The organism is Enterobacter sp. DC4, from assembly GCF_000568095.1.
GTDB classification, from domain to species: Bacteria; Pseudomonadota; Gammaproteobacteria; order Enterobacterales; family Enterobacteriaceae; genus Enterobacter; species Enterobacter pseudoroggenkampii.
Genome location: NZ_AZUB01000007.1, coordinates 88,167 through 110,362 on the forward strand (window position 1 = coordinate 88,167; position 22,196 = coordinate 110,362).

Consider the following 22,196-nt stretch of genomic DNA (forward strand, 5'->3'; position numbering starts at 1 on the left):
TAAGACATGCCTAATTTCTTTATCGATCGCCCCATATTTGCGTGGGTGATCGCCATTATCATCATGCTGGCCGGGGGACTTGCGATCCTGAAGCTGCCTGTCGCGCAATATCCAACGATTGCGCCACCGGCGGTGACCATCTCCGCAACCTACCCTGGGGCTGATGCGAAAACGGTGCAGGACACCGTCACTCAGGTTATCGAACAGAACATGAACGGTATCGATAACCTGATGTACATGTCCTCAAACAGTGACTCTACCGGTACAGTTCAGATCACCCTGACCTTCCAGTCAGGTACGGATGCTGACATTGCGCAGGTTCAGGTGCAGAACAAACTGCAGCTGGCGATGCCTTTGCTGCCGCAGGAAGTACAACAGCAGGGTGTGAGCGTCGAGAAATCGTCCAGCAGCTTCCTGATGGTTGTTGGCGTTATCAACACCAACGGCACCATGACGCAGGAGGATATTTCCGACTACGTGGGCGCCAATATGAAGGACGCCATCAGCCGTACTTCCGGTGTGGGTGACGTTCAGCTGTTCGGTTCTCAGTACGCAATGCGTATATGGATGGATCCGAACAAACTGAACAACTTCCAGCTGACCCCCGTTGACGTGATCAACGCGATTAAAGCGCAGAACGCCCAGGTGGCAGCCGGTCAGCTAGGTGGTACGCCGCCGGTGAAAGGCCAGCAGCTTAACGCCTCGATCATCGCGCAGACCCGTCTGACCTCTGCCGATGAGTTCAGCAAAATTCTGCTGAAAGTGAATCAGGACGGTTCCCAGGTTCGCCTGCGCGACGTGGCAAAAGTAGAGCTGGGCGGTGAGAACTACGACATCATCGCGAAGTTTAACGGTAAACCGGCTTCCGGTCTGGGTATCAAACTGGCGACAGGTGCTAACGCCCTGGACACCGCCACGGCGATCCGCGCAGAGCTGAAGAAAATGGAACCGTTCTTCCCGTCAGGTCTGAAAATCGTTTACCCGTACGACACCACGCCGTTCGTCAAAATTTCGATTCACGAAGTGGTTAAAACGCTGGTAGAAGCGATCATCCTGGTGTTCCTGGTGATGTACCTGTTCCTGCAAAACTTCCGCGCGACGCTTATCCCAACGATTGCCGTGCCGGTTGTTCTGCTCGGGACCTTTGCGATCCTGTCGATATTTGGCTACTCGATAAACACCCTGACGATGTTCGGGATGGTGCTCGCCATCGGCCTGCTGGTGGATGACGCCATCGTCGTGGTAGAGAACGTCGAGCGCGTGATGGCGGAAGAAGGTCTTCCGCCGAAGGAAGCGACCCGTAAATCAATGGGCCAGATCCAGGGCGCGCTGGTCGGTATCGCGATGGTGCTGTCTGCGGTATTTATCCCGATGGCCTTCTTCGGGGGCTCTACCGGTGCGATTTACCGTCAGTTCTCGATTACCATCGTTTCCGCGATGGCGCTGTCGGTGTTGGTCGCGTTGATCCTGACGCCTGCGCTGTGTGCCACCATGCTGAAGCCGATTCAGAAAGGCGGTCACGGCGAGCATAAAGGGTTCTTCGGCTGGTTTAACCGCATGTTTGACAAGAGCACGCACCACTACACCGACAGCGTGGGCAACATCCTGCGCAGCACTGGTCGTTACCTGCTGCTCTATATCATCATCGTGGTGGGGATGGCGTTCCTGTTCGTTCGTCTGCCAAGCTCGTTCCTGCCGGATGAAGACCAGGGCGTGTTCCTGACAATGGCACAGCTTCCTGCGGGTGCGTCGCAAGAGCGTACCCAGAAAGTGCTGGATGAAGTGACGGACTACTACCTCACCAAAGAGAAAGACAACGTTGAATCCGTGTTTGCGGTTAACGGCTTTGGCTTTGCGGGTCGTGGTCAGAACACAGGTATTGCCTTCGTTTCTCTGAAAGACTGGTCTGAACGTCCGGGCGAAAAGAACAAGGTTGAAGCCATCACCGGCCGTGCAATGGGCACCTTCTCGCAGATTAAAGATGCGATGGTCTTCGCCTTTAACCTGCCAGCGATTGTTGAACTGGGTACCGCGACCGGCTTCGACTTCCAGCTGATTGACCAGGGCGGTCTGGGTCACGAAAAACTGACGCAGGCACGTAACCAGCTGTTTGGCGAAGTGGCTAAGCACCCTGACCTGCTGGTCGGCGTGCGTCCAAACGGCCTGGAAGATACGCCGCAGTATAAAATCGACATCGACCAGGAGAAAGCCCAGGCGCTGGGCGTATCCATCAGTGACATTAATACCACGCTGGGCGCCGCCTGGGGCGGTAGCTACGTTAACGACTTCATCGACCGCGGTCGCGTGAAGAAAGTGTACGTGATGTCAGAGGCGCAATACCGTATGTTGCCAAACGATATCAACAGCTGGTTCGTGCGCGGCAGCAATGGTCAGATGGTACCGTTCTCGGCGTTCTCAACATCACGCTGGGAATACGGTTCGCCGCGTCTGGAACGCTATAACGGTCTGCCATCGATGGAAATCCTGGGTCAGGCCGCGCCGGGCCGAAGCACAGGTGAAGCCATGAATCTGATGGAAGAGCTGGCGAGTAAACTGCCTTCGGGTATCGGCTACGACTGGACCGGTATGTCCTATCAGGAACGTCTGTCCGGAAACCAGGCCCCTGCCCTGTACGCGATTTCACTGATCGTCGTCTTCCTGTGTCTGGCAGCGCTGTACGAGAGCTGGTCAATTCCGTTCTCCGTTATGCTGGTGGTACCGCTTGGGGTTATCGGTGCGCTGCTTGCGGCAACGTTCCGCGGACTGACCAACGACGTGTACTTCCAGGTAGGCCTGCTGACAACCATTGGCTTGTCGGCGAAGAACGCGATACTTATCGTTGAATTCGCCAAAGATCTGATGGAGAAAGAAGGTAAAGGCCTTATTGAGGCGACGCTTGAGGCTGTTCGTATGCGTCTGCGCCCAATCCTGATGACATCACTGGCGTTTATCCTCGGCGTACTGCCGCTGGTTATCAGTTCCGGCGCAGGCTCCGGTGCGCAGAACGCGGTCGGTACAGGTGTTATGGGTGGTATGGTTACCGCAACCGTACTCGCTATCTTCTTCGTACCGGTGTTCTTCGTGGTGGTTCGCCGCCGCTTCAGCCGGAAGAATGAGGATATTGAGCACACGCATTCGGTAGAACCTCACTGATACCGGTTTCACATGATAAAAAGGCCGCATTAGCGGCCTTTTTCATTTTCAGAAAAAATCATAAATTACGCTTATTGTGGTTCTATTTATTTTCTGCCATCTTAAATAGACATATCATAATTAACTGATAACTTAATCGGTGAATTCAGGATTTTTTTAATTTCATTTCTCCGCTTAAGTTATTAGGAATATTCCTAATAAGAAGTTCTTACAAAGATAAGTCTGAATCTGAACTTTTCTCATCATTTTGCTAAGCCGATGAAACGTAAGGAAGCGATAAAGCACCCTCGTTAATTTGGATAAAAAAGTTAAGTCCGGGATGACCATTTGCGTACTTGCTCGCATGTCTGCGGTTTTATTTGTAATTTTTCGTAATCGCGCGATGAAATCCAGGAAGGAGTGGCTTATAGTTAGGTTATCAGGAACACAGCACTCATGTAGCTAAGTCAGTTGTATCCATCCCGACAATGATGTTCGGTGAGTAAGAAATCACTCAGAAGGGGATGCGCTATGGACGAGTACTCGCCAAAAAGGCATGATATCGCGCAGTTGAAATTTCTCTGCGAATCCTTGTACCATGACTGCCTTGCCAACCTTGATGAAAGCAACCATGGCTGGGTAAACGACCCAACGTCTGCTATCAATTTACAGTTGAATGAGCTGATAGAGCATATCGCAACCTTCGCACTTAATTATAAAATTAAGTACAATGAAGATAATAAGCTCATTGAGCAAATTGATGAATACCTGGACGACACCTTTATGTTGTTCAGCAGTTACGGCATTAACGCCCAGGATTTGCAAAAATGGCGTAAATCGGGGAACCGGCTATTCCGCTGTTTCGTCAACGTGAGCAGAGCTAACCCGGTTAGTCTTTCCTGTTAAAATTATTACAATTACTAAGGTGAATTTATGTCTGATAAACCACTCACAAAAGTCGATTATTTGATGCGCTTACGACGTTGTCAGTCAATTGACACGCTTGAGCGCGTCATTGAAAAGAATAAATACGAGCTTTCGGATAATGAGCTGGCGGTATTTTATTCAGCCGCTGACCATCGTCTTGCCGAGCTGACAATGAATAAGCTGTATGACAAAATCCCTACTTCTGTATGGAAATTTGTCCGTTAATCTTTGAAGGGTGTCTGTAGAGTTCTACGCCTCGTTCTCAGTATTTACCTATCCCGTTATGCTCCCTGTGCCAAGGCCAGGTCTCCGTGTAAAACGTGTTTATCAGCAGCAATGTTGTGACGCCAGTCACATCGGCTTTTCGGGAACGTTCCCCTCCTGGCCTGTTCAGATTACCCTGCGGTAATCACATCCAGCGAGGTTTCCAATGAGCTTAGAAAAACAGAAGATGATTGCCGGTGAACATTATCGTCCCGGCGATGAGACGTTACGGGCCGACCGACTGCGAGCCCGCCATCTGGTCTATCGCTATAACCACACCGCACCTGATGAAAAAACAGAACGCCAGAACATTCTGGCGGAACTTCTGGGACAAAGCGAAGGCGCTTATATAGAACCGAGCTTCCGCTGCGACTATGGATATAACATTTATCTGGGCAAAAACTTTTACGCGAACTTCGACTGTGTAATGCTGGATGTCTGCCCTGTTCATATTGGCGATAACTGCATGCTCGCGCCGGGTGTTCATATTTATACGGCAACCCACCCGCTGGATGCGGAGGAACGCAATAGCGGCGTGGAGTTTGGAAAACCTGTCAGCATTGGCAATAACGTCTGGATTGGTGGCCGGGCGGTCATTAACCCTGGCGTCACCATTGGTGATAATGTCGTGGTGGCCTCCGGCGCCGTCGTGACGAAAGACGTCCCGGCTAACGTCGTCGTTGGCGGCAACCCGGCCAAAATCATTAAAACGTTGTGAGGTTACGGGGAGCCAACTGTTATGGTCTTTTAGCGCCAGACTGTTACTTTTTTCAGCCTGATGGCTCCCCTAAAATTGGCAGACACCCTGTATTGTCAACTCTCATGAAGGCAAAAAATGACCGAGATACAGCGCCTGCTTACCGCCACCATCGACGATCTTAACCTCCGCGAAAAGCGCGACAATCGCCCACGCTTTAGCATTAGCTTTATTCGCAAACATCCTGGACTGTTTGTCGCCATGTATGCCGCCTGGCTGGCGACGCTTATTGTAATGCTGACATCCGAAACGCTGGTGGACTCCGTCTGGCTGCTGGTTGTACTGTTTGTCGTCTTTAACGCCTTTTTCTTTTTCGACGTGAATCCGCGCTACCGTTACGAAGATATCGACGTGCTCGATTTCCGGGTCTGCTACAACGGCGAATGGTACAACACGCGTTTCGTGCCAGCGGAACTGATCGAAAACATCCTGCATTCTCCGGCGGTTGAAGCCGGGCAAAAAGAGAAACTGCAGAAAATGGTCTCCACCAAAGGACAGCTCTCTTTCTATGATGTCTTTAGCCTTTCCCGCCCTGCTGCTGCGTGATGAGCGCCTGCAGACGTCGGATCCCCGAGGCAAACTGAGAAGCAGAGGTATTGCCGTAACCTAAAACCAGACCGGTTTGCCCCTGCTTCGCCTCCAGGTAGTACCCGCTCAGTGCAGCGGGGGCCAGTTGAAACGCCCTCGCCTGCTCCACCAGTTTCTGGTCATCAATATTGTCTATCGCCAGCGTCAGATGCATCCCGCCTTCACCGGCCAGAATACGGTGCGGCGCATGAAGATCTGCGCCCAGCACCTCCCGCAGCTGGCGATAGCGTTTACGGTAGAGCCGACGCATGGCGGCAAGATGGCGAGCGTAATGACCGTCCTCAATGAACAGCGCCAGCGTGCGCTGTTCGGCACGGTGCCCACCGCGCAACAGCGAGCCGATGGCCGGGCGAGCCGCTTTCGCCAGCGCTGGCGGTAACACCATAAATCCCATCCGGAGCGACGGAAACAGCGTTTTACTGAACGTCCCCAGATACACAACGGGCGCATTGTTGACCATTCCCAGCATCGCCGGTACGGGCTCACCGGCATAACGGAACTCGCTGTCGTAATCATCTTCAATGATCCACGCGTTGTGCTGCCGGGCGAGCTCCAGCAGCGCCAGCCGCCGCCGCGCGCTGAGCACGCTCCCGTAAGGGAACTGGTGCGAAGGTGAGGTAAAAATCAGTGAGGGTGCAGGCGCATCCAGCCCTTCCCAGCACATTCCCTCGTCATCAACCGGTATTCCCGTCATTGCCAGGCCGGTTTTAACAAACGCGCTTTTTGCCCCGCTATAGCCGGGGTTTTCCACCCAGGCGACATTGCCCGGCTCGCTTAACAGCATCGTGCACAGGTTGACGCCTTCAAGCGCGCCTTCGGTTATCACAATCTGGCTGGCGTCGCAGCCAATACCCCGGGACAGGGCAAGATGTCGGGCAATCGCGGCCCGCAGCGACGGCTCGCCGGCCGGGTCGCCATACCCTAGCAGAGCATTTCCCTCCTCCCGCATCACGCGATCGTACAGTCGCCGCCACAGCGGCAGCGGAAAATAGTTGATGGCCGGCGTGCCTGGGGTAAACGCCAGAACAGGCGTGTCCCGGGGCACTGGCGCAGGTAGCAGCCCGACCCGTTTTGCGAGCGTGATGGCAGGGTCCGGCATTGTCCGGGTGACGGAACGGTGAGCTAACTGTGCCACCCGCGTTCCCTGGCGATTACGCTGCAAATACCCTTCGAGAGTGAGCTGGTCCAGCGCCGCATTGACGGTATTCCGGGAAAGGGAGAGCTGCTGAGCAAGCGTTCGAGAACCGGAAAGCTGGCTGCCGGATCGTAGCCTTCCGCACAGTATGGCCTCCCGCAGAGCAAGGTAGAGCGCACGCTGGAGCGTCTCTTCCCCGCGTGTTTTCAGGGCTGCATGGAGCAAGGTATAAAATTCATCACCCGGTATATTCATCTCGCCTCCTCGTGGCACCATCAGAACATAGCGCAGTGGTTCTTTTTAAGGAACCAGCAATTCACTAGTCTGAAGCTCTTTTCAACGTCACGGAAATTAAGATGAAGACATTCAATCAGTTCGGACAGCCGGTGGGCGAAGCGCTTACCGACTGGCAACCCCGTCAGCACCCGTCCCGGGTGGTCCTTCAGGGTCACTATTGTCGGCTTGAGCCGCTGCGCGTGGAGCATGCACACGCGCTGTTCTCTGCGTATTCCCTGGCCGAAGATACCCGCAGCTGGACGTGGCTACTGCGTGAACCCGATGCCACCGCAGAGGAGTTTGCCGAATGGGTGGCGAGCGTAAGTGAGTTATCCGATCCCATCCACTTTACCGTGATGGATAACCGGACTCAGTCCCCCGTTGGAACGCTGTCCCTGATGCGGATCGATCCTAAAAACGGGGTCGTGGAAGTGGGGCATGTTCACTTCTCTCCCCTGTTAAGCCGCACGCCCATGTCGACAGAGGCGCAATATCTGCTGATGCGGTATGTGTTCGATAGCCTGGGCTACCGGCGTTATGAGTGGAAGTGCAATAGCCTGAACGAACCTTCCCGCAAAGCCGCACTGCGTCTGGGTTTTCAGTTTGAGGGGCGTTTTCGCCAGGCGCTGGTGATAAAAGGCCATAACCGGGATACCGACTGGTTTTCGATTCTCGATAAAGAGTGGCCGACGCTGGCGAACGCCTTTGAACGCTGGCTTGCCACCGACAATTTTACTGCCGATGGCAAACAGAAAAGATCCCTGGAAAGCTGGCGAGAAACGCGCGTCTAGCGTCTTTTTTTACGTCCCTGAACCGCCTTAAAGCGCGGATTGGATTTGCAAATCACATACAAGCGTCCCTTGCGTTTGACTATCTGGCAATCCGGGTGACGCTGCTTTGCACTGCGTAATGAGTTAAGTACCTGCATGGTTAGCCCCGCTTCGCATTGAGAAAACCGCCAAAACGCTTGCGGAAGCGCGCTGCGCTACCGTCCGTGGAGAACGTTTTCTGCTTACCGGTATAAAACGGGTGCGATTTTGAAGAAACCTCGATGGTGATATACGGATATGTTTCACCGTCGAGTTCAATTTCGCGGTCGGTCTTAATGGTTGAGCCAACCTTGAAGTATTCATTCGCGCTGGTGTCGTGGAAGACCACGGTGCGATAGGCTGGATGGATATTGGGTTTCATCGTCAATCCTTTATGTTTTGTTATAACATAACAAAATAATATCCAGGACAGGTTCTAAAAACAACCCCTTCCTTCTGACGATATTTTCTGGTTTACCTGAGATAAAATGAAAACCAGGCCAGCCACGTGCTATAACTATATCATTTCGCGGTAAAATCTTTCTCTTCAGGCAGGGAACTCAGTGCTCAGGAACGGGTATACGAGGAAGGACACGACAGCATGAAAACCCGACATCTGGTCAGTCTGGTGACTGGCGTACTCATCTTTTCCGTGCTGGTCCCCATTTGCCTGAGCATCTGGCTGGCCCATCGCCAGGCGGAAGATAAATTTGTCGATGCGCTGGAAAACTATGCCTCACGCGTGCTGATACGCACCGACAAGGTCGTGGATCAGGCGAAAGAAGCGCTTAATCATCTGCAGGCCTTTGAGGGCGTGCCGTGCAGTCCGTTGCAGTTAAGGGAGATGCGACGGGTCGCTTTCTCGTGGCGATACGTTCAGGAAGTGATTTATATCGACAACCTCAGGCCGCTCTGCTCCTCTCTTGAGCAAACCAGCCATGCGGCCCCTTTCCCCCCGCCGATGCGCATTACCGAAGACGGTTACAGCGCATGGCTGACCACGCAAAACGATCTTGGGTTTCATCGCTACATGGCGGTGCTGGGGCAAGGTCATTACCTTGTCCTGGTCGATCCGGCCTCACTGGTGGATGTCATCCCTTTCGGCGAGATAGCGATTGATGCAGCCCTTGTAGGAAGCACAACACACCGTATCTTCGCCAGCAGTAATACACTCGATCCGCATATCCGTGACATGATCAAAGGTCAGGAGATGACCAGCATACAGTACGACGGTTCAATGTACGTTATGAAGCCTGTACCTGAACTGGGATTTACCGTTGTCGCATGGGCTACGCTCAAACCGCTGGCGGAAACCTGGCACCGGCAGCTGCTTTTATGGCTCCCCTTCGGCGTCCTGATAAGCCTGCTTGCCGCGCTCTTTGTCCTGCGGATACTGCGTCGCATTCAGTCGCCGCGCAACCGCCTGCTTGACGCCATTAACAGCCGCGATTTTGTGGTTCACTATCAGCCCATCGTGGCGCTGTGTAGCGGAAAAATTGTCGGCGCAGAAGCGCTGACGCGCTGGCCGCAGCCGGACGGAAGCAGCCTCTCGCCTGATATTTTTATTCCTCTTGCCGAGCAAACCGGGCTTATCTCCCAGCTGACGCAGCTCGTTATCGAAAAAGTGTTCGAGGATATGGGCAACTGGCTGCACCTTCACCCCGATCAGCATATCTCCATCAACCTCGCCCCCGCCGATTTAACCTCCGGCACGCTGCCGCCGCTGCTGAGTCACTTGCTGAACAAATGGAAGGTCCACCCGAGCCAAATAGCCCTTGAGGTCACCGAGCGCGGCTTTGCCGATCCCAAAATCAGCGCGCCGGCTATCGCCGCATTCCGTCGTTCGGGCCACCCTGTCTATATTGATGATTTTGGCACGGGCTATTCCAGCCTGAGCTATCTGCAGGATCTGGATGTCGACACGCTAAAAATTGATAAATCATTCGTGGATGCGCTGGAGTACAAAAACGTGACGCCGCACATTATTGAAATGGCGAAGTCGCTGCAGCTGGCGATGGTTGCGGAAGGCGTCGAGACCGCCGGGCAGCTCGCCTGGCTGCACCAGCACGGCGTGCAGTACGGACAGGGCTGGTACTACAGCAAAGCGCTGCCGAAAATGGAATTTATCCTTTGGGCAGAGAATAACCTCGGCACGCATTCTACTTAAGATAGGATTTGATCACCTGCAGCACCACGCCAAGATCGGCTTCACGCTGCGCTTCTTCAGGTTCTTTCACCACATGATCGGTTAAATGCCCTTCTATCACCTGCATCATCATGCCGTTGACCGCCCCGCGGATCGCCGCCAGCTGCTGTAACACCTCGGCGCATTCGTGATCGCTGTTGAGCATTTTCTCCAGGGCATGACTCTGCCCCTGAATTTTCTTCAGGCGAGTCAGTAACATTTTCTTGTCGCGAACGGTATGTGACATCTCTCTATCCCTTATTTTTGGCTTTTAAAGCATAACACGCTCTACTCCCCCTGAGTATTTTTCTACTGGGGGGTAGTATTAGACTACTGGGGGGGAGTAGTATTTGCAGACATTTTCCACGCCGGAATCCCCCATGACCGATTTTGCTTCACTCCTGCAGCAGGGTAATGCCTGGCTGTTTGTTCCCAGCGCTATCCTGCTTGGCGCGCTGCATGGCCTGGAACCGGGCCACTCAAAGACCATGATGGCCGCTTTTATCGTGGCCATCCGCGGCACGCTGAAACAGGCGGTACTGCTAGGCCTGGCGGCCACGCTCTCCCATACGGCGGTGGTCTGGCTCGTTGCTATGGCGGGATTATTGTTTGGTCGGGGCTGGGATGCGCATACGTCCGAACCCTGGTTCCAGCTGATCTCCGGAGTGTTGATCGTTGCGATCGCCCTGTGGATGGCGTGGCGAACCTGGAAAGAGAGCCAGCCACACGATCATCACCATCACCATCACCATCATCACCACCATGACCATCATCATGATCATCACCACCACGAACACCCGCTGGTTGAAGAGGAGTGGCAGGATGCCCACCAGCGCGCGCACGCGCAGGATATTAACCGCCGCTTCAGCGGTCAAAACGTCACCACCGGACAGATCGTCATGTTCGGCCTGACCGGCGGGCTTATCCCCTGCCCGGCCTCCATCACCGTTTTGCTGATCTGCCTGCAGCTGAAGCATTTTGCCCTCGGCGCGACGCTGGTGTTCAGCTTCAGTATTGGTCTGGCGTTAACCCTGGTCGCTTCCGGCGCGATTGCCGCCTTAAGCCTCAAACATGCGACAAAACGCTGGCCCGGATTTAGCGAATTTTCCCGTAAAGCGCCATGGATCTCCGCAGCGCTGATTACCGTGGTAGGGATTTATATGAGCCTGCACGGTCTGAGCGGCATTCTGGCGTAAGCCTACGGCCACGCCCTGTGGCCGCCTCTCCTGGTCAGTTAAGGATTTTGCTGCCAGCTAAAGGTGTAGCGAAGCTGGCGTTTCTGCAGAATGAATTCCGGTGAAACGCTGGGGCTCCAGGAATCGTCGCCGCCCACGCCCATATGGAACGCATCGAGGTTGAGCCAGCACCCCGGCTCTTCCCGCAGCAGATGATGATGGGTTGTCTCCCGCAGCTGCTGCTGGCTGTAGCGGCTCACCGAGAAATGGAACCTGCCATTCAGCTGATGCGTTCCCAGCACAAGTTCGCGGGTATCGCAGCGCAAACCATTTTCCGTGGGGAAGATATACGGCGTGTGCATCTCCGCCAGGGGTAATGTCCAGCGCCCCTGCTGCGCCGCCAGCTTTCTGTCCGGGTAGTTTTCATGCGGCCCCAGCCCCAGCCAGGAAACATTTTCCGGCGTTTCGGCGAGATGAACGTTCAGGCCAATCCGTGCAGGTTCCGGAATATCAGACGCCATATCGACCTGAATATCGCCGTGCAGATCGCCCCGATCGTCCACCCGCCAGACTTTACGGCTCAGGAACAGCGTTTTGCCATGATACTCCCCGACGTGGAGGGTGGTGACCACGACTTCGCCCGCATGCTGCTCTGCCTCACAGCGCAAAACGCGTAAAGTGAGATCGTACATGCCCGCCGCTTTCCAGCGTTCAACCCAGGCATTCGGATCGATCTGCGTCGCTTCACTCACGCCAATGTCGTTGTCCAGCGGCGCACGGCTGATGTTATCCGTCAGAGGTGAAAGCAGCGTTTCAACGCCATTTCGCCACAATTGGGTCAGGTTTCCGGATGCGCGATCGAACTGCCAGCGCTGTTGACCATGCGCGATCTCCAGGATGCGATCGCTTTGCGTTAACACCGGAGGCTCGCCCGCCGGGACTGGCGGAGCAATAAGGAGTGGAGCGGGAAGCGGCCACTGATCCCACGCGCAGCGGTGGTCTGCCGGTGACCACGGCGTTGCCCGTGGCTGGCGTACTTCAACATTCAGCCAGACTTCCCCCGGCTCGGCTTTCAATTCTGGCAGAGCGATCTCCAGACGCTGAGCGCCTCCAGGGGCTATCGCCAGCGTCACCTCGCCCGAAGCCAGCACCTCCCCGTCCCGGGCAACCGTCCAGCTCAGCACTTCGTTATCGGTGTGGCGGAACAGGTAGCCGCTTTGCACCTCAATCACCAGCGGAGAGGTGCTAACCCGCGTAAAGGTAAAGAACTGCTGGGCGCGCTGCGCCTCGTACAGCGCCGGGTGCGGCGTGCGATCGGGGAACACCAGCCCGTTAAGACAGAACTGTCGATCGTTCGGCTTATCGCCAAAATCCCCGCCGTATGCCCAGAACGTATTGCCCTCTTCATCTTGCTTCGTCAGAGCCTGATCGACCCAGTCCCAGACAAATCCCCCCTGCAACCGAGGGTGGCTGCGAAACGCCTGCCAGTATTTCGCGAACCCGCCGAAGCTGTTCCCCATCGCGTGGGCGTATTCGCAGAGGATCAGCGGACGCGTTTCATCCGGCATGCCGATCCATTTTTTGATTGACCATTTAGGCACTGCCGGGAAGGGCTGATCCTGATCGACCCGGGCATACATCGGACAGACAATATCCGTCGCCGCCGTGTTCGCGCCGCCGCCTTCATACTGCACCGGACGCGTCGGATCCGTGGATTTCACCCAGCGATACAGCGCGTCGTGGTTTGCACCGTGCCCGGACTCATTGCCCAGCGACCAGATGATAATTGAGGGATGATTACGATCGCGCTGCACCATACGGGTCACGCGCTCGCTCATGGCGGGCAGCCAGCGCGGATCGTCAGCAAGGCGGCTCATCGGCACCATGCCGTGGGTTTCGATGTTGGCTTCGTCAACAACGTACAGCCCATAGCGATCGCAAAGCCGGTACCACAGCGGATGGTTCGGGTAGTGCGAGCAGCGCACGGCGTTGAAGTTGTGCTGCTTCATGATCTCGATATCGCGACGCATCGTCGCTTCGTCCATCACCTGGCCGTTTTCGGGATGATGCTCGTGCCGGTTAACCCCGCGGATCAGCAGCGGTTTTCCGTTGAGCTTCAGCAGGCCGTTGCTGATTTCAACGCGGCGGAAGCCGACATCGCAGGCTTCCGTCTCCAGCACGCTGCCCTGCGCATCCAAAAGCGCAATCGTCAGGCGATAGAGTTCCGGGGTTTCCGCACTCCATAACGCGGGGGCTGTAACCGGGATCGCCGCCGTTAACCGCTCGGCCCAGTTGCCACGTTCATCCACAATGGCAGAGCCTGACCGTTGGGTGGTACTGCCACAGCGTTCACCGTTGCGCCATAGCGTTATCGCCACGTCACACTCCGCGTAGTCAGCGCCTGTCAGCGAGACCTCGACTTTCAGCGTCGCGCGGTCCAGCTCCGCATTCAGATCGGTAACCACATGATAATCCGTAATGTGCGTCTCCGGCTTATGCAGCAAGGAAACATCGCGGAAAATGCCGCTCATGCGCCACATGTCCTGATCTTCCAGATAGCTGCCGTCGCACCAGCGCAAGACCATGACCGCCAGGCGGTTCTGCCCGGGGCGTAATACCGCCGAGAGGTCAAATTCGGCGGGCAATCGACTGTCCTGGGAATAGCCTATCCACTGCCCGTTGCACCACAGATGGAACGCCGAGTTCACGCCATCAAAAATAATTCGGGTTTGCCCGCTCTGCAGCCAGGCGTCATCCACGTCGAATGTGAGCGAGTAACAACCGGTCGGGTTTTCCTGCGGCACAAAAGGCGGGTTGACGGGGATCGGGTAGGTGACATTGGTATAGATGGGCGTGTCGACCCCCTGCATCTGCCAGTTAGACGGCACGGGCATCGCAATGGCATCCGCGCAATCTTCTGTTACCCATGCCTGAGGAACCTGCTCCGGCGCTGAAAAGTAGCTAAACCGCCAGTTCCCGTTGAGGGAGTGCCTGCTGAGGGAACCAGCGTCATCTCTGGCAGAAGATTCATTACGCCAGCTGTACAACGGCGCGTGTGCGGCCAGACGGTTCCACTGGGTAACGCCGGGGTTTTCCCAGTCCCGACGGACCAGGATGTCGCTGAGGGTCAGCGAAGGTGTATGAGACATATCAACCTCTTTGCGAAGCGCTCACAATTTTGGTTAACATGCCCTGGCACTCTACGACGGTAAAGCGCCCAATCGCAGGGTAGCGAGTCCGATCACAAAGTTTTATTTACGGGCAAGCTGCTCGGCCAGGAGTGCCAGACTTCTGAGCTGCTGCGCCAGATCCTCGCGTTCGGCCTGCTGCGTCGCGCGGCGCGCGGTGGAATGACGGGTAACCAGCGTTACCGGCAGTTGAACCTGCCAGCACGTCTCGCCTTCGGTGGGGGCCAGCAGCCACTCCACGCTGCGCTCGCCCGCCTCGCGAAACGCCTGGCGAATGGTCGTCAGCGGCGGAGAAAACCAGGCGCTATCAGCCGTATCGTCGAACCCAACCACCGATATCTGGCCCGGAACCGCTACCCCTTTTTCCGCGCAGGCGCGCATCACCCCGAGCGCCATTTGATCGTTCGCCACCAGAATGGCATCCGGCAATGCGCTACCTGACAGCAGCACATGCCCTTTCTCATAACCGCTGGCCGCGCTCCAGTCACCGCAGGCCACCGCAGCGGCTTCAAGCCCCGCCCGGGCCAGAGCCGCTTTCCATCCCGCCAGACGCGCCCGAGCAGAGACCGAGCTCTCCGGCCCGCTCAGCAGCGCAATGCGCTGATGCCCCAGAGAAAGCAGATGCTCAACGCCCAGATGCGCGCCCTGCCCGGCGTTAAACACGAGGCTGTTTACCTGTGCTGAAGGCGAGACATCAAGGAACAGCACCGGAACAGGCGACGCCAGTGCACTGAGCGCTTCGGCGTCAGGATCGTCAAGCGGCACATTCACCAGCAGCGCCTCCACCCGCTGTGCCAGCAGCGCCTGAAGCGCGGCCTGACACTGCTGCGGCTGCTCCACCATGGACATAAGGACACTCGCCCCCTGTTCCGCTGCGCGGGATTTTACCGCCGACACGATTTGCGAGGGCGCATGCAGGGCCAGATCGGTGGTGATGAGTCCCAGCGTGCGGGTGCGTTTACCCGCCAGCTGCTGTGCCCGCAGGTTAGGAACGTAGTGCAGCTCCGCCATCGCCTGCTGCACCTTTTCCCGCGTGCGGGCAGAGACATGCTCCGCGTCGTTAATGACGCGAGAGACGGTCTGATAAGAAACCCCCGCAAGGAGGGCGACATCATAGAGAGTGATCGCTTTCATGCATTGTGGCATCGCGTGAGTCGTGGCCCATTATTGTGGCACAGCGACGCCGTTAAAACATGTGAGCGCTTCGCAAAATTAGACAACCCGCTCCGGCTGCACGATTTCAGCAACGCGCGGCTTCTGGCGGAACCAGGGCAGACAGAGCTGGATAAGTGGGCCAATGGTCAGGGCATACAGTACGGTTCCCACCCCAAACGTGCCGCCAAGCACGCACCCAATCAGCAGGACGGACACCTCAATGGAGGTGCGCACGCTGCGAATGGACCACCCCAGACGGGCATGAATGCCGGTCATCAGGCCGTCGCGTGGGCCAGGGCCAAAACCTGCGCCAATGTACATGCTGGTCGCAATCGCGTTCATTACGATACCCGACACCAGGAAAGCGATGCGAACCGGTAACGAATCCAGTTCCGGAATAAGCGCCATGCTGGCGTCCGCCGCCAGACCGATACAAATCACGTTGCTGATGGTGCCCAGACCCGGCATCTGGCGCAGGGGGATCCACAGCAGCAGCACCGCAGCGCCGGTCACAATGATCACCGTCCCGATCGTCATCCCCAGCTGCATCCCCACCCCAAGGTGAAAAACATCCCAGGGATCGACACCCAAATCGGAACGAATAAACATTGCGGTGGAAAGGCCATACAGTCCTAAACCGACATAGAGTTGTAGCAGACGACGTACCATTTTTATCTTCTCCAGTGAACCAGGCTTTCATCCTGACCTAAAATGGCACTATGATTAATGTCCAGTTTTCAAATAGTGGACTGCATATGTCATCACGTCGCTTCGGAAGCCAGTCTCTGGTACGCCTTTTAGGCCACTGGCAGCAAGCCTCATCCCGTACCCCGCTCTGGCGACAGCTGGCCGACGCGCTGCGTCTGTTAATCCTTGATGGACGTCTGGCGCTGAATACACGGCTACCGGGCGAGCGTGAGCTGGCCTCCGCGCTGGACGTGAGCAGGACCACTATCAGCAGCGCCCTCGCCCACCTGCGAGAAGAGGGTTATCTTGAAAGCCGCCACGGCAGCGGGTCACGCGTGCTCCTCCCGGATACGCGCGCCGTTCCCACCCTTTCAGCGGCAAGTGCCGCACTGGATCTTTCCACTGCTGCCCTCAATGCCGGGCCGGAGATCCATCAGGCTTATGCCCATGCGCTCACGGCCATTACGCAGCACCTCTCGCTGACGGGCTACGATCAGCTTGGGCTGCCGACGCTGCGGGAGGCCATCGCTGCGCGCTATACCGCGCGGGGTCTTCCTACCCGGGCAGACGAAGTGATGGTGGTCAATGGCGCCGTCAGCGGCTTCGCGCTGGTGCTGCGGATGATGACCGGGCCGGGGGATCGCGTCGTGGTCGATCACCCCACCTATCCGCTGGCGATTGCCGCCATTCAGGGAGCGCAGTGTCGGCCCGTGGGGGTGTCGCTGCCGGAAACCGGCTGGGATACGGATGGCTTTGCGGCAACGCTTGCCCAGACGGCGCCTCGCCTGGCGTATCTGATGCCAGATTTTCATAACCCCACCGGGCGCTGTATGGATATCGCGACCCGTCGGGCCATCACGGATATTGCTGCCCAAACCCGCACGGCGCTGGTGGTGGATGAAACGATGGTGGATCTCTGGTTTGACGCGCCTCCCCCGCCACCGCTGGCCGCTTTTAACCCGCAGGCCACCGTCATCACCTTAGGTTCTGCCGGAAAAAGCTTCTGGGGAGGGCTGCGCCTTGGCTGGATCCGCGCCTCCTCGCGCACGATCGCCACGCTTGCCCAGACGCGGGATACTCTGGATTTAGGCTCGCCGCTGCTGGAACAGCTGGCGATGCTGTGGCTCATTAACAACAGCGAGACGTTTCTGCCCGCGCGCCGGAAGATGCTGGCGGAACGACGCGATCGATGCGGTGAACTGTTGCGCGAACATTTCCCGGACTGGAAATTCCATGAAGCGGAAGGCGGGCTCTCTTACTGGATTGAGCTGCCGGGCATGCTGGCGACACAGCTTGCCGCGCGGGCTGAAATTCTGGGGATCAATCTGGGAACCGGTACGCGGTTTGGTTTATCTGGCGCATTTGACCGCTATTTACGGATGCCCTTCTCGCTCGAATCGACAGAGCTTGAACAGGCGTTGCTGAGGATCAAACCGCTATGGCTCGCCCTGAATAAAAACGTGCCATCGTTAAAACGCAGCGTGATCTAATATTAAAATTTTTGAAGCAGATCATAAAAAATAAAAACTGCTGACTGTCACGGATACAGTCAGCAGTTTTCACCAGTCAGGAGTTAATGCTGAGCAGGAATAGGAAAACCTTTCAGTGAAATAACGAAGTTTTCACCGTCTTTCTTTATTTTTGCGCCAGTATCACACCAGTCAGACGCAATACGAAAGAACTCATCACTTCCGACATTCCAGCCAAGACGTACATGCTTCACGTAGCCTGAACGCAACAGATCGCAGGCCTCTTTGTAGTCACTGGCAGTTGACAGTTGTTGTTTCATTTTCTCTTCTTCAGAAGTTTGCGTAGAGCTTTGATTTCTTTAGGAGTAAAAGGAGAAACACTCTCTTCTTCCGTGTGCTGATTATCAATATCCTCTTCCGATACTCCCGCCTCTTCTACTGCTTCGAACGCCAGCAGCAGCAGTTTCTCTGTCGTCACGCTTAAATTCTCGTTATTCACTTCCGCATAGTGGCGAAGTCTTTCTTTCAGCGCATCATCAATCTTAACGTTTAATACCGCAGTAGCCATGTTTGTCACTTCCCTTCGGAATAAGTACTTTATTTAATACACGAAGTTAACAATGTTATCCAGATATATATTTTTTTGAGTTATGGAAGAAAATAACCGTCCAATAATAAAATGACAGTCTATTATTACAGGTTTATGACAATAATATTTCAGTGGGATGAAATATATATTACACGATATAGGCATAATATTATTGCGGGATAGCGGTTTAAAGGGAGAGGTGAAGCAGGAAGATCTTATGAGGGCAGAAATGGGTGGGGGCCCTGCCAGCTACATCCCGGCACACACGTCGTCTGCCCTGGCTGCTTCCTTCCGGACCTGACCTGGTGAACAGAGTAGCGTTGCGGGAGAACCAACAGAGCCCCCATTGAGAGCGTTGATAACCAACGCGCTGGCGCATTATCCCTGTGCGAAGGCCCAATTGCAAGCCGCCAGGAACCGGATGCTGGTTTCTTGCGCAAACAGGCGCAGCAATCATGAAGATCCTGGTTTACCATAGCTTTCCAGAAACTCCCCACAGGTGAAGGTATGGACGAACACGACTCCTTTCCACAGCGCGTATGGCAAATCGTGGCCTCAATCCCGGAAGGCTATGTAACCACCTATGGTGATGTCGCACGCCTGGCCGGTTCACCGCGCGCGGCGCGACAGGTTGGAGGCGTCCTGAAACGGCTGCCGGAAGGCAGTACGTTGCCCTGGCATCGGGTGGTGAATCGTCATGGCGTCATCTCACTCACCGGGCCGGATCTCCAGCGTCAGCGCCAAGCGTTACTTTCAGAGGGGGTGCAGGTGTCAGGGTCGGGTCAGATCGATTTGCAGAAATTTCGCTGGGAATATTGACCCCTCTCCCGGAGGAGAGGGGCAATGCAGACATTACATCTGAGTCGGTGGGGTTGGCAGGGACGGCTGATTGGTCTGCGGCGCGACCGGCACTTCGGTCTGCTGCACCGGCACCAGGTTCAGGTCGATTTTGTTCCCACCGTTGTTAATCGCTTCCTGGACCGTATCGGTGATAAAGACCAGCTTACCGTTGATGGTTACCGCTGCGCTCAGCAGAATACGGGCGTTAGGCTGCACGTCCGACGGGTTATACGGCAACACGAAGCTAAACGGCGCCTGCTTGCCTTCAGTACGAACGACACGCTGAGCCACGACTTTCGACGGTGCGTCGGCCAGGGAAGCATCAGACAGCGTCACGGTTAATACCGCATCCGGCGGCAGCGCAACTCTCTGTTTAATCCAGATGGTACCGGAAACGTTAGGCTGCTGAATGGATTGCTGTGAAAGGGTATTAATCCCGTTCGGGTCTGCTGCTGGCACTGGCACCTGGGCGCTCTTACCGGCACAGGCGGACAACGCCACCGCAATAGCTACACCACTTAGCATGGGCACGAGTTTCATTGAAGTCTCCTTATCAATGCACCAGCGGGATCGATCCCATCCGATGTCGTTTCAATCACATAACGTAGTTAAGTGTGGCACAACTCACTGATTAATGCCTGAAATCATCCTGATATTCAGATTATTCTACCCATCGGACCACTTTCATTTCTGCGTTATACTCAGCCTATCTTTCGCTACGGCGTTTATTGAGGACAACTATGAGTCAAGCACTGAACAATCTGCTGACATTACTGAATCTGGAAAAAATTGAGGAAGGACTCTTTCGCGGACAGAGCGAAGATTTAGGTTTACGCCAGGTCTTCGGGGGGCAAGTCGTTGGACAAGCGCTGTACGCTGCAAAGGAGACTGTCCCGGCAGACCGTCTGGTGCATTCGTTCCACAGCTACTTCTTACGCCCTGGCGATAGCGCGAAACCGATCGTGTATGACGTTGAGGTCCTGAGAGACGGCAACAGCTTCAGCGCGCGCCGCGTCGCGGCCATTCAGAACGGCAAGCCGATCTTTTACATGACCGCCTCTTTCCAGGCGCCGGAGTCCGGATATGAACACCAGAAAGTGATGCCGACGGCACCCGCGCCAGACGATCTCAAATCAGAAACAGATATCGCCCGTGCGCTGGCGCATCTGCTTCCGCCTCAGGTCAAAGAAAAGTTTCTCTGCGATAAACCGCTGGAGATCCGCCCGGTTGAGTTCCATAACCCGATGAAGGGCCACCCCGCCGAGCCAAAGCGCCAGGTGTGGATCCGGGCTAACGGCACCGTGCCTGAGGACTTTCGCATTCATCAGTATCTGCTGGGCTATGCGTCAGATTTCAACTTCCTGCCGGTGGCGCTGCAGCCGCACGGCGTCGGCTTCCTCGAAAAAGGGATGCAGGTCGCGACGATCGATCACTCGATGTGGTTCCACCGTCCCTTCAACATGAATGAGTGGCTGCTCTACAGCGTGGAGAGTACGTCGGCGTCGAGCGCTCGCGGGTTTGTGCGTGGGGAGTTTTATACCCAGGACGGCGTGCTGGTCGCTTCAACGGTGCAGGAAGGGGTAATGCGTAACCGAGGTTGATGTAAAAAGCCCGGTGGCGCTGCGCTTACCGGGCCTACGAATTGTGCTGTTGTAGGCCGGGTAAGGCGAAGCCGCCACCCGGCAAAACACGCAGATCATGCGTTATACGCATTCTCGCCGTGGCTGTTGACGTCCAGACCTTCACGTTCCTGCTCTTCAGGGACACGCAGACCAACAGTCATATCCGCCAGTTTGTAGCCAATGAAAGCGACAACGGCAGACCACACCACGGTGATAGCAATACTTTCCAGCTGCACCAGCACCTGATGAACCATAGTGACGCCTTCTGCATAGCCCACACCACCGAGCGATTTCGCCGCGAAGATACCGGTCATGATACAGCCGACGATACCGCACACGCCGTGCACGCCAAACACATCGCATGGGTCGTCAACGCGCAGCAGACGTTTCAGTGCAGTCACGCCCCACAGACCCGCCAGACCGGACACCAGGCCGACCAGCAGCGCACCGCCCACACCGACATAACCACATGCTGGGGTGATGCCAACCAGACCGGCGATGGCACCCGAACAGGCGCCCAGCAGAGAAGGTTTACCGCGTACCGCCCACTCGCCAAATACCCAGGAGAGGATTGCACCCGCCGTGGCCACAACGGTGTTCACGAAGGCCAGCGCGGCGATTTCGTTCGCAGCACTCGCTGAGCCGGCGTTGAAGCCAAACCAACCAAAGTAGAGGATAGCCGTACCGGTAAAGACCATCGGCAGGTTGTGCGGTTTAAACGCTTCTTTACCGAAGCCCACGCGTTTGCCAATCAGGTAGGCACCCACCAGACCCGCTACCGCGGCGTTGATGTGTACAACCGTACCGCCCGCGAAGTCCAGCGCACCGTGCGTTGCCAGCAGACCGCCACCCCAGACCATGTGCGCAATCGGCACATAGGAGAGCGTCAGCCAGACCACCACGAAGATCAGGACCGCAGAGAAACGAATACGCTCGGCGAGCGCGCCCACAATCAGCCCGACGGTAATACAGGCGAAGGAGCCCTGGAACGCCACGTGAATATACTGATAGAAGCTGCCCATCAGCGCGGTCAGCTCAATATTTTTCAGCATCACCCAGTCGAAGTTACCAAAGAACGCGTTGCCCGTGCCGAACGCCAGCGAGTAACCGTAAACCACCCACAGCACGCAGACCAGTGCGAACGTCACGGCAACCTGCGTCAGCATGGAGAGAACGTTTTTGCCACGGATCAGGCCGCCGTAGAACAGCGCAATGCCCGGAATGGACATGAACAGCACCAGCGCGGTGCTGATCATCATAAAGGCGTTATCGGCTTTGTCGACCACCGCAGGGGTAGCAGCCAGCGCCAGGCCCGGCAGCAGTGCCAGCGAACCCAGACCCGTTTTAAGTGTTGCTATCTTCATTTTCTCGATCCCTATCACTGTGTGCCAGGCGTTA

22 protein-coding genes and 1 other RNA gene are annotated in these 22,196 nt (G+C 55.9%); 11 read left to right on the forward strand and 12 right to left on the reverse strand.

Going from position 1 to position 22,196, the window contains the following annotated elements:
- The first annotated feature begins 6 nt into the window (after window positions 1–6).
- The 5 genes from acrB (at window position 7) to P349_RS05540 (ending at window position 5,626) form a co-directional block, all read left to right on the forward strand.
- Window positions 7–3,153, forward strand: coding sequence for a multidrug efflux RND transporter permease subunit AcrB (gene acrB, locus P349_RS05560; RefSeq protein ID WP_024906846.1), 3,147 nt, complete (start codon window positions 7–9; stop codon window positions 3,151–3,153).
- A gap of 510 nt (window positions 3,154–3,663) precedes the next feature.
- Window positions 3,664–4,038, forward strand: a complete 375-nt coding sequence (gene tomB / locus P349_RS05555) for an Hha toxicity modulator TomB (RefSeq protein ID WP_008499288.1) — start codon at window positions 3,664–3,666, stop codon at window positions 4,036–4,038.
- Between the two features lie 27 nt (window positions 4,039–4,065).
- Entirely contained in the window at window positions 4,066–4,284 is a 219-nt protein-coding gene (locus tag P349_RS05550) for an HHA domain-containing protein (protein ID WP_010428174.1), read from the forward strand.
- A 205-nt stretch (window positions 4,285–4,489) separates the two neighbouring features.
- On the forward strand, window positions 4,490–5,041 hold the full coding sequence (gene maa / locus P349_RS05545; RefSeq protein ID WP_024906845.1) for a maltose O-acetyltransferase: 552 nt from the start codon (window positions 4,490–4,492) through the stop codon (window positions 5,039–5,041).
- Window positions 5,042–5,158: 117 nt separating this feature from the next.
- Complete coding sequence (locus P349_RS05540; RefSeq protein WP_024906844.1) at window positions 5,159–5,626, forward strand: YlaC family protein; 468 nt, start codon at window positions 5,159–5,161, stop codon at window positions 5,624–5,626.
- Here the strand turns inward: P349_RS05540 and pdxR are convergent.
- Window positions 5,598–7,058, reverse strand: a complete 1,461-nt coding sequence (pdxR, locus tag P349_RS05535; protein ID WP_032646182.1) for a MocR-like pyridoxine biosynthesis transcription factor PdxR — start codon at window positions 7,056–7,058, stop codon at window positions 5,598–5,600. The two genes, P349_RS05540 and pdxR, sit on opposite strands and share 29 nt — an antisense overlap.
- Before the next feature lie 101 nt (window positions 7,059–7,159).
- Here pdxR and P349_RS05530 point away from each other — a divergent pair, with 101 nt between their 5' ends.
- Window positions 7,160–7,870 carry a GNAT family N-acetyltransferase gene (locus tag P349_RS05530; RefSeq protein WP_032646181.1) on the forward strand — a complete coding sequence of 237 codons (711 nt, stop codon included), beginning with the start codon at window positions 7,160–7,162 and terminating at the stop codon, window positions 7,868–7,870.
- Here the strand turns inward: P349_RS05530 and ykgO are convergent.
- Entirely contained in the window at window positions 7,867–8,007 is a 141-nt protein-coding gene (gene ykgO / locus P349_RS0124565) for a type B 50S ribosomal protein L36 (RefSeq protein ID WP_003859006.1), read from the reverse strand. The genes P349_RS05530 and ykgO overlap by 4 nt on opposite strands.
- A gap of 2 nt (window positions 8,008–8,009) precedes the next feature.
- Entirely contained in the window at window positions 8,010–8,270 is a 261-nt protein-coding gene (locus P349_RS05525) for a type B 50S ribosomal protein L31 (protein WP_006176933.1), read from the reverse strand.
- A gap of 219 nt (window positions 8,271–8,489) precedes the next feature.
- On the opposite strand from P349_RS05525, the gene P349_RS05520 reads away from it, so the two are divergent.
- Window positions 8,490–10,055, forward strand: a complete 1,566-nt coding sequence (locus P349_RS05520; protein WP_032646180.1) for an EAL domain-containing protein — start codon at window positions 8,490–8,492, stop codon at window positions 10,053–10,055.
- Here the strand turns inward: P349_RS05520 and P349_RS05515 are convergent.
- The gene (locus P349_RS05515; RefSeq protein ID WP_032646179.1) at window positions 10,048–10,320 is read right to left on the reverse strand and encodes a metal/formaldehyde-sensitive transcriptional repressor; all 273 of its coding nucleotides are present in this window, start codon (window positions 10,318–10,320) and stop codon (window positions 10,048–10,050) included. The two genes, P349_RS05520 and P349_RS05515, sit on opposite strands and share 8 nt — an antisense overlap.
- 133 nt (window positions 10,321–10,453) lie before the next feature.
- On the opposite strand from P349_RS05515, the gene P349_RS05510 reads away from it, so the two are divergent.
- Entirely contained in the window at window positions 10,454–11,269 is an 816-nt protein-coding gene (locus P349_RS05510) for a nickel/cobalt efflux protein RcnA (protein ID WP_032646178.1), read from the forward strand.
- A 38-nt stretch (window positions 11,270–11,307) separates the two neighbouring features.
- On the opposite strand, the gene P349_RS05505 is transcribed toward P349_RS05510, so the two are convergent.
- From P349_RS05505 to yczE, 3 genes are all read right to left on the reverse strand, one after another.
- On the reverse strand, window positions 11,308–14,397 hold the full coding sequence (locus P349_RS05505) for a beta-galactosidase (protein ID WP_032646177.1): 3,090 nt from the start codon (window positions 14,395–14,397) through the stop codon (window positions 11,308–11,310).
- A 102-nt stretch (window positions 14,398–14,499) separates the two neighbouring features.
- Window positions 14,500–15,570, reverse strand: a complete 1,071-nt coding sequence (locus tag P349_RS05500) for a LacI family DNA-binding transcriptional regulator (RefSeq protein ID WP_032646176.1) — start codon at window positions 15,568–15,570, stop codon at window positions 14,500–14,502.
- A gap of 78 nt (window positions 15,571–15,648) precedes the next feature.
- Window positions 15,649–16,260 carry a membrane protein YczE gene (yczE, locus tag P349_RS05495; RefSeq protein ID WP_032646175.1) on the reverse strand — a complete coding sequence of 204 codons (612 nt, stop codon included), beginning with the start codon at window positions 16,258–16,260 and terminating at the stop codon, window positions 15,649–15,651.
- 86 nt (window positions 16,261–16,346) lie between these two features.
- Here yczE and yczR point away from each other — a divergent pair, with 86 nt between their 5' ends.
- Window positions 16,347–17,768, forward strand: coding sequence for a MocR-like transcription factor YczR (gene yczR / locus P349_RS05490; protein ID WP_032646174.1), 1,422 nt, complete (start codon window positions 16,347–16,349; stop codon window positions 17,766–17,768).
- 83 nt (window positions 17,769–17,851) lie between these two features.
- Here yczR and P349_RS05485 read toward each other — a convergent pair whose 3' ends face one another.
- The 3 genes from P349_RS05485 to ffs form a co-directional block, all read right to left on the reverse strand.
- A complete protein-coding gene (locus P349_RS05485) occupies window positions 17,852–18,067 on the reverse strand; it encodes a hypothetical protein (protein WP_008503298.1) in 216 nt (71 codons plus the stop codon).
- Window positions 18,064–18,315 carry a hypothetical protein gene (locus P349_RS05480; protein WP_023310587.1) on the reverse strand — a complete coding sequence of 84 codons (252 nt, stop codon included), beginning with the start codon at window positions 18,313–18,315 and terminating at the stop codon, window positions 18,064–18,066. The genes P349_RS05485 and P349_RS05480 overlap by 4 nt, the downstream gene beginning before the upstream one ends.
- A 261-nt stretch (window positions 18,316–18,576) precedes the next feature.
- Window positions 18,577–18,673, reverse strand: an RNA gene (ffs, locus tag P349_RS25710) — signal recognition particle sRNA small type.
- A 170-nt stretch (window positions 18,674–18,843) separates the two neighbouring features.
- Here ffs and P349_RS05475 point away from each other — a divergent pair.
- On the forward strand, window positions 18,844–19,155 hold the full coding sequence (locus P349_RS05475) for an MGMT family protein (protein ID WP_024906834.1): 312 nt from the start codon (window positions 18,844–18,846) through the stop codon (window positions 19,153–19,155).
- Between the two features lie 33 nt (window positions 19,156–19,188).
- Here P349_RS05475 and P349_RS05470 read toward each other — a convergent pair whose 3' ends face one another.
- On the reverse strand, window positions 19,189–19,716 hold the full coding sequence (locus tag P349_RS05470) for a YbaY family lipoprotein (RefSeq protein ID WP_032646172.1): 528 nt from the start codon (window positions 19,714–19,716) through the stop codon (window positions 19,189–19,191).
- A gap of 200 nt (window positions 19,717–19,916) precedes the next feature.
- Here P349_RS05470 and tesB point away from each other — a divergent pair, with 200 nt between their 5' ends.
- Window positions 19,917–20,777 (forward strand): acyl-CoA thioesterase II, encoded by an 861-nt coding sequence (gene tesB / locus P349_RS05465; protein ID WP_032646171.1) that lies wholly within the window; start codon window positions 19,917–19,919, stop codon window positions 20,775–20,777.
- 95 nt (window positions 20,778–20,872) lie between these two features.
- On the opposite strand, the gene amtB is transcribed toward tesB, so the two are convergent.
- Entirely contained in the window at window positions 20,873–22,162 is a 1,290-nt protein-coding gene (amtB, locus tag P349_RS05460; protein WP_024906831.1) for an ammonium transporter AmtB, read from the reverse strand.
- Window positions 22,163–22,196 lie beyond the last annotated feature (34 nt).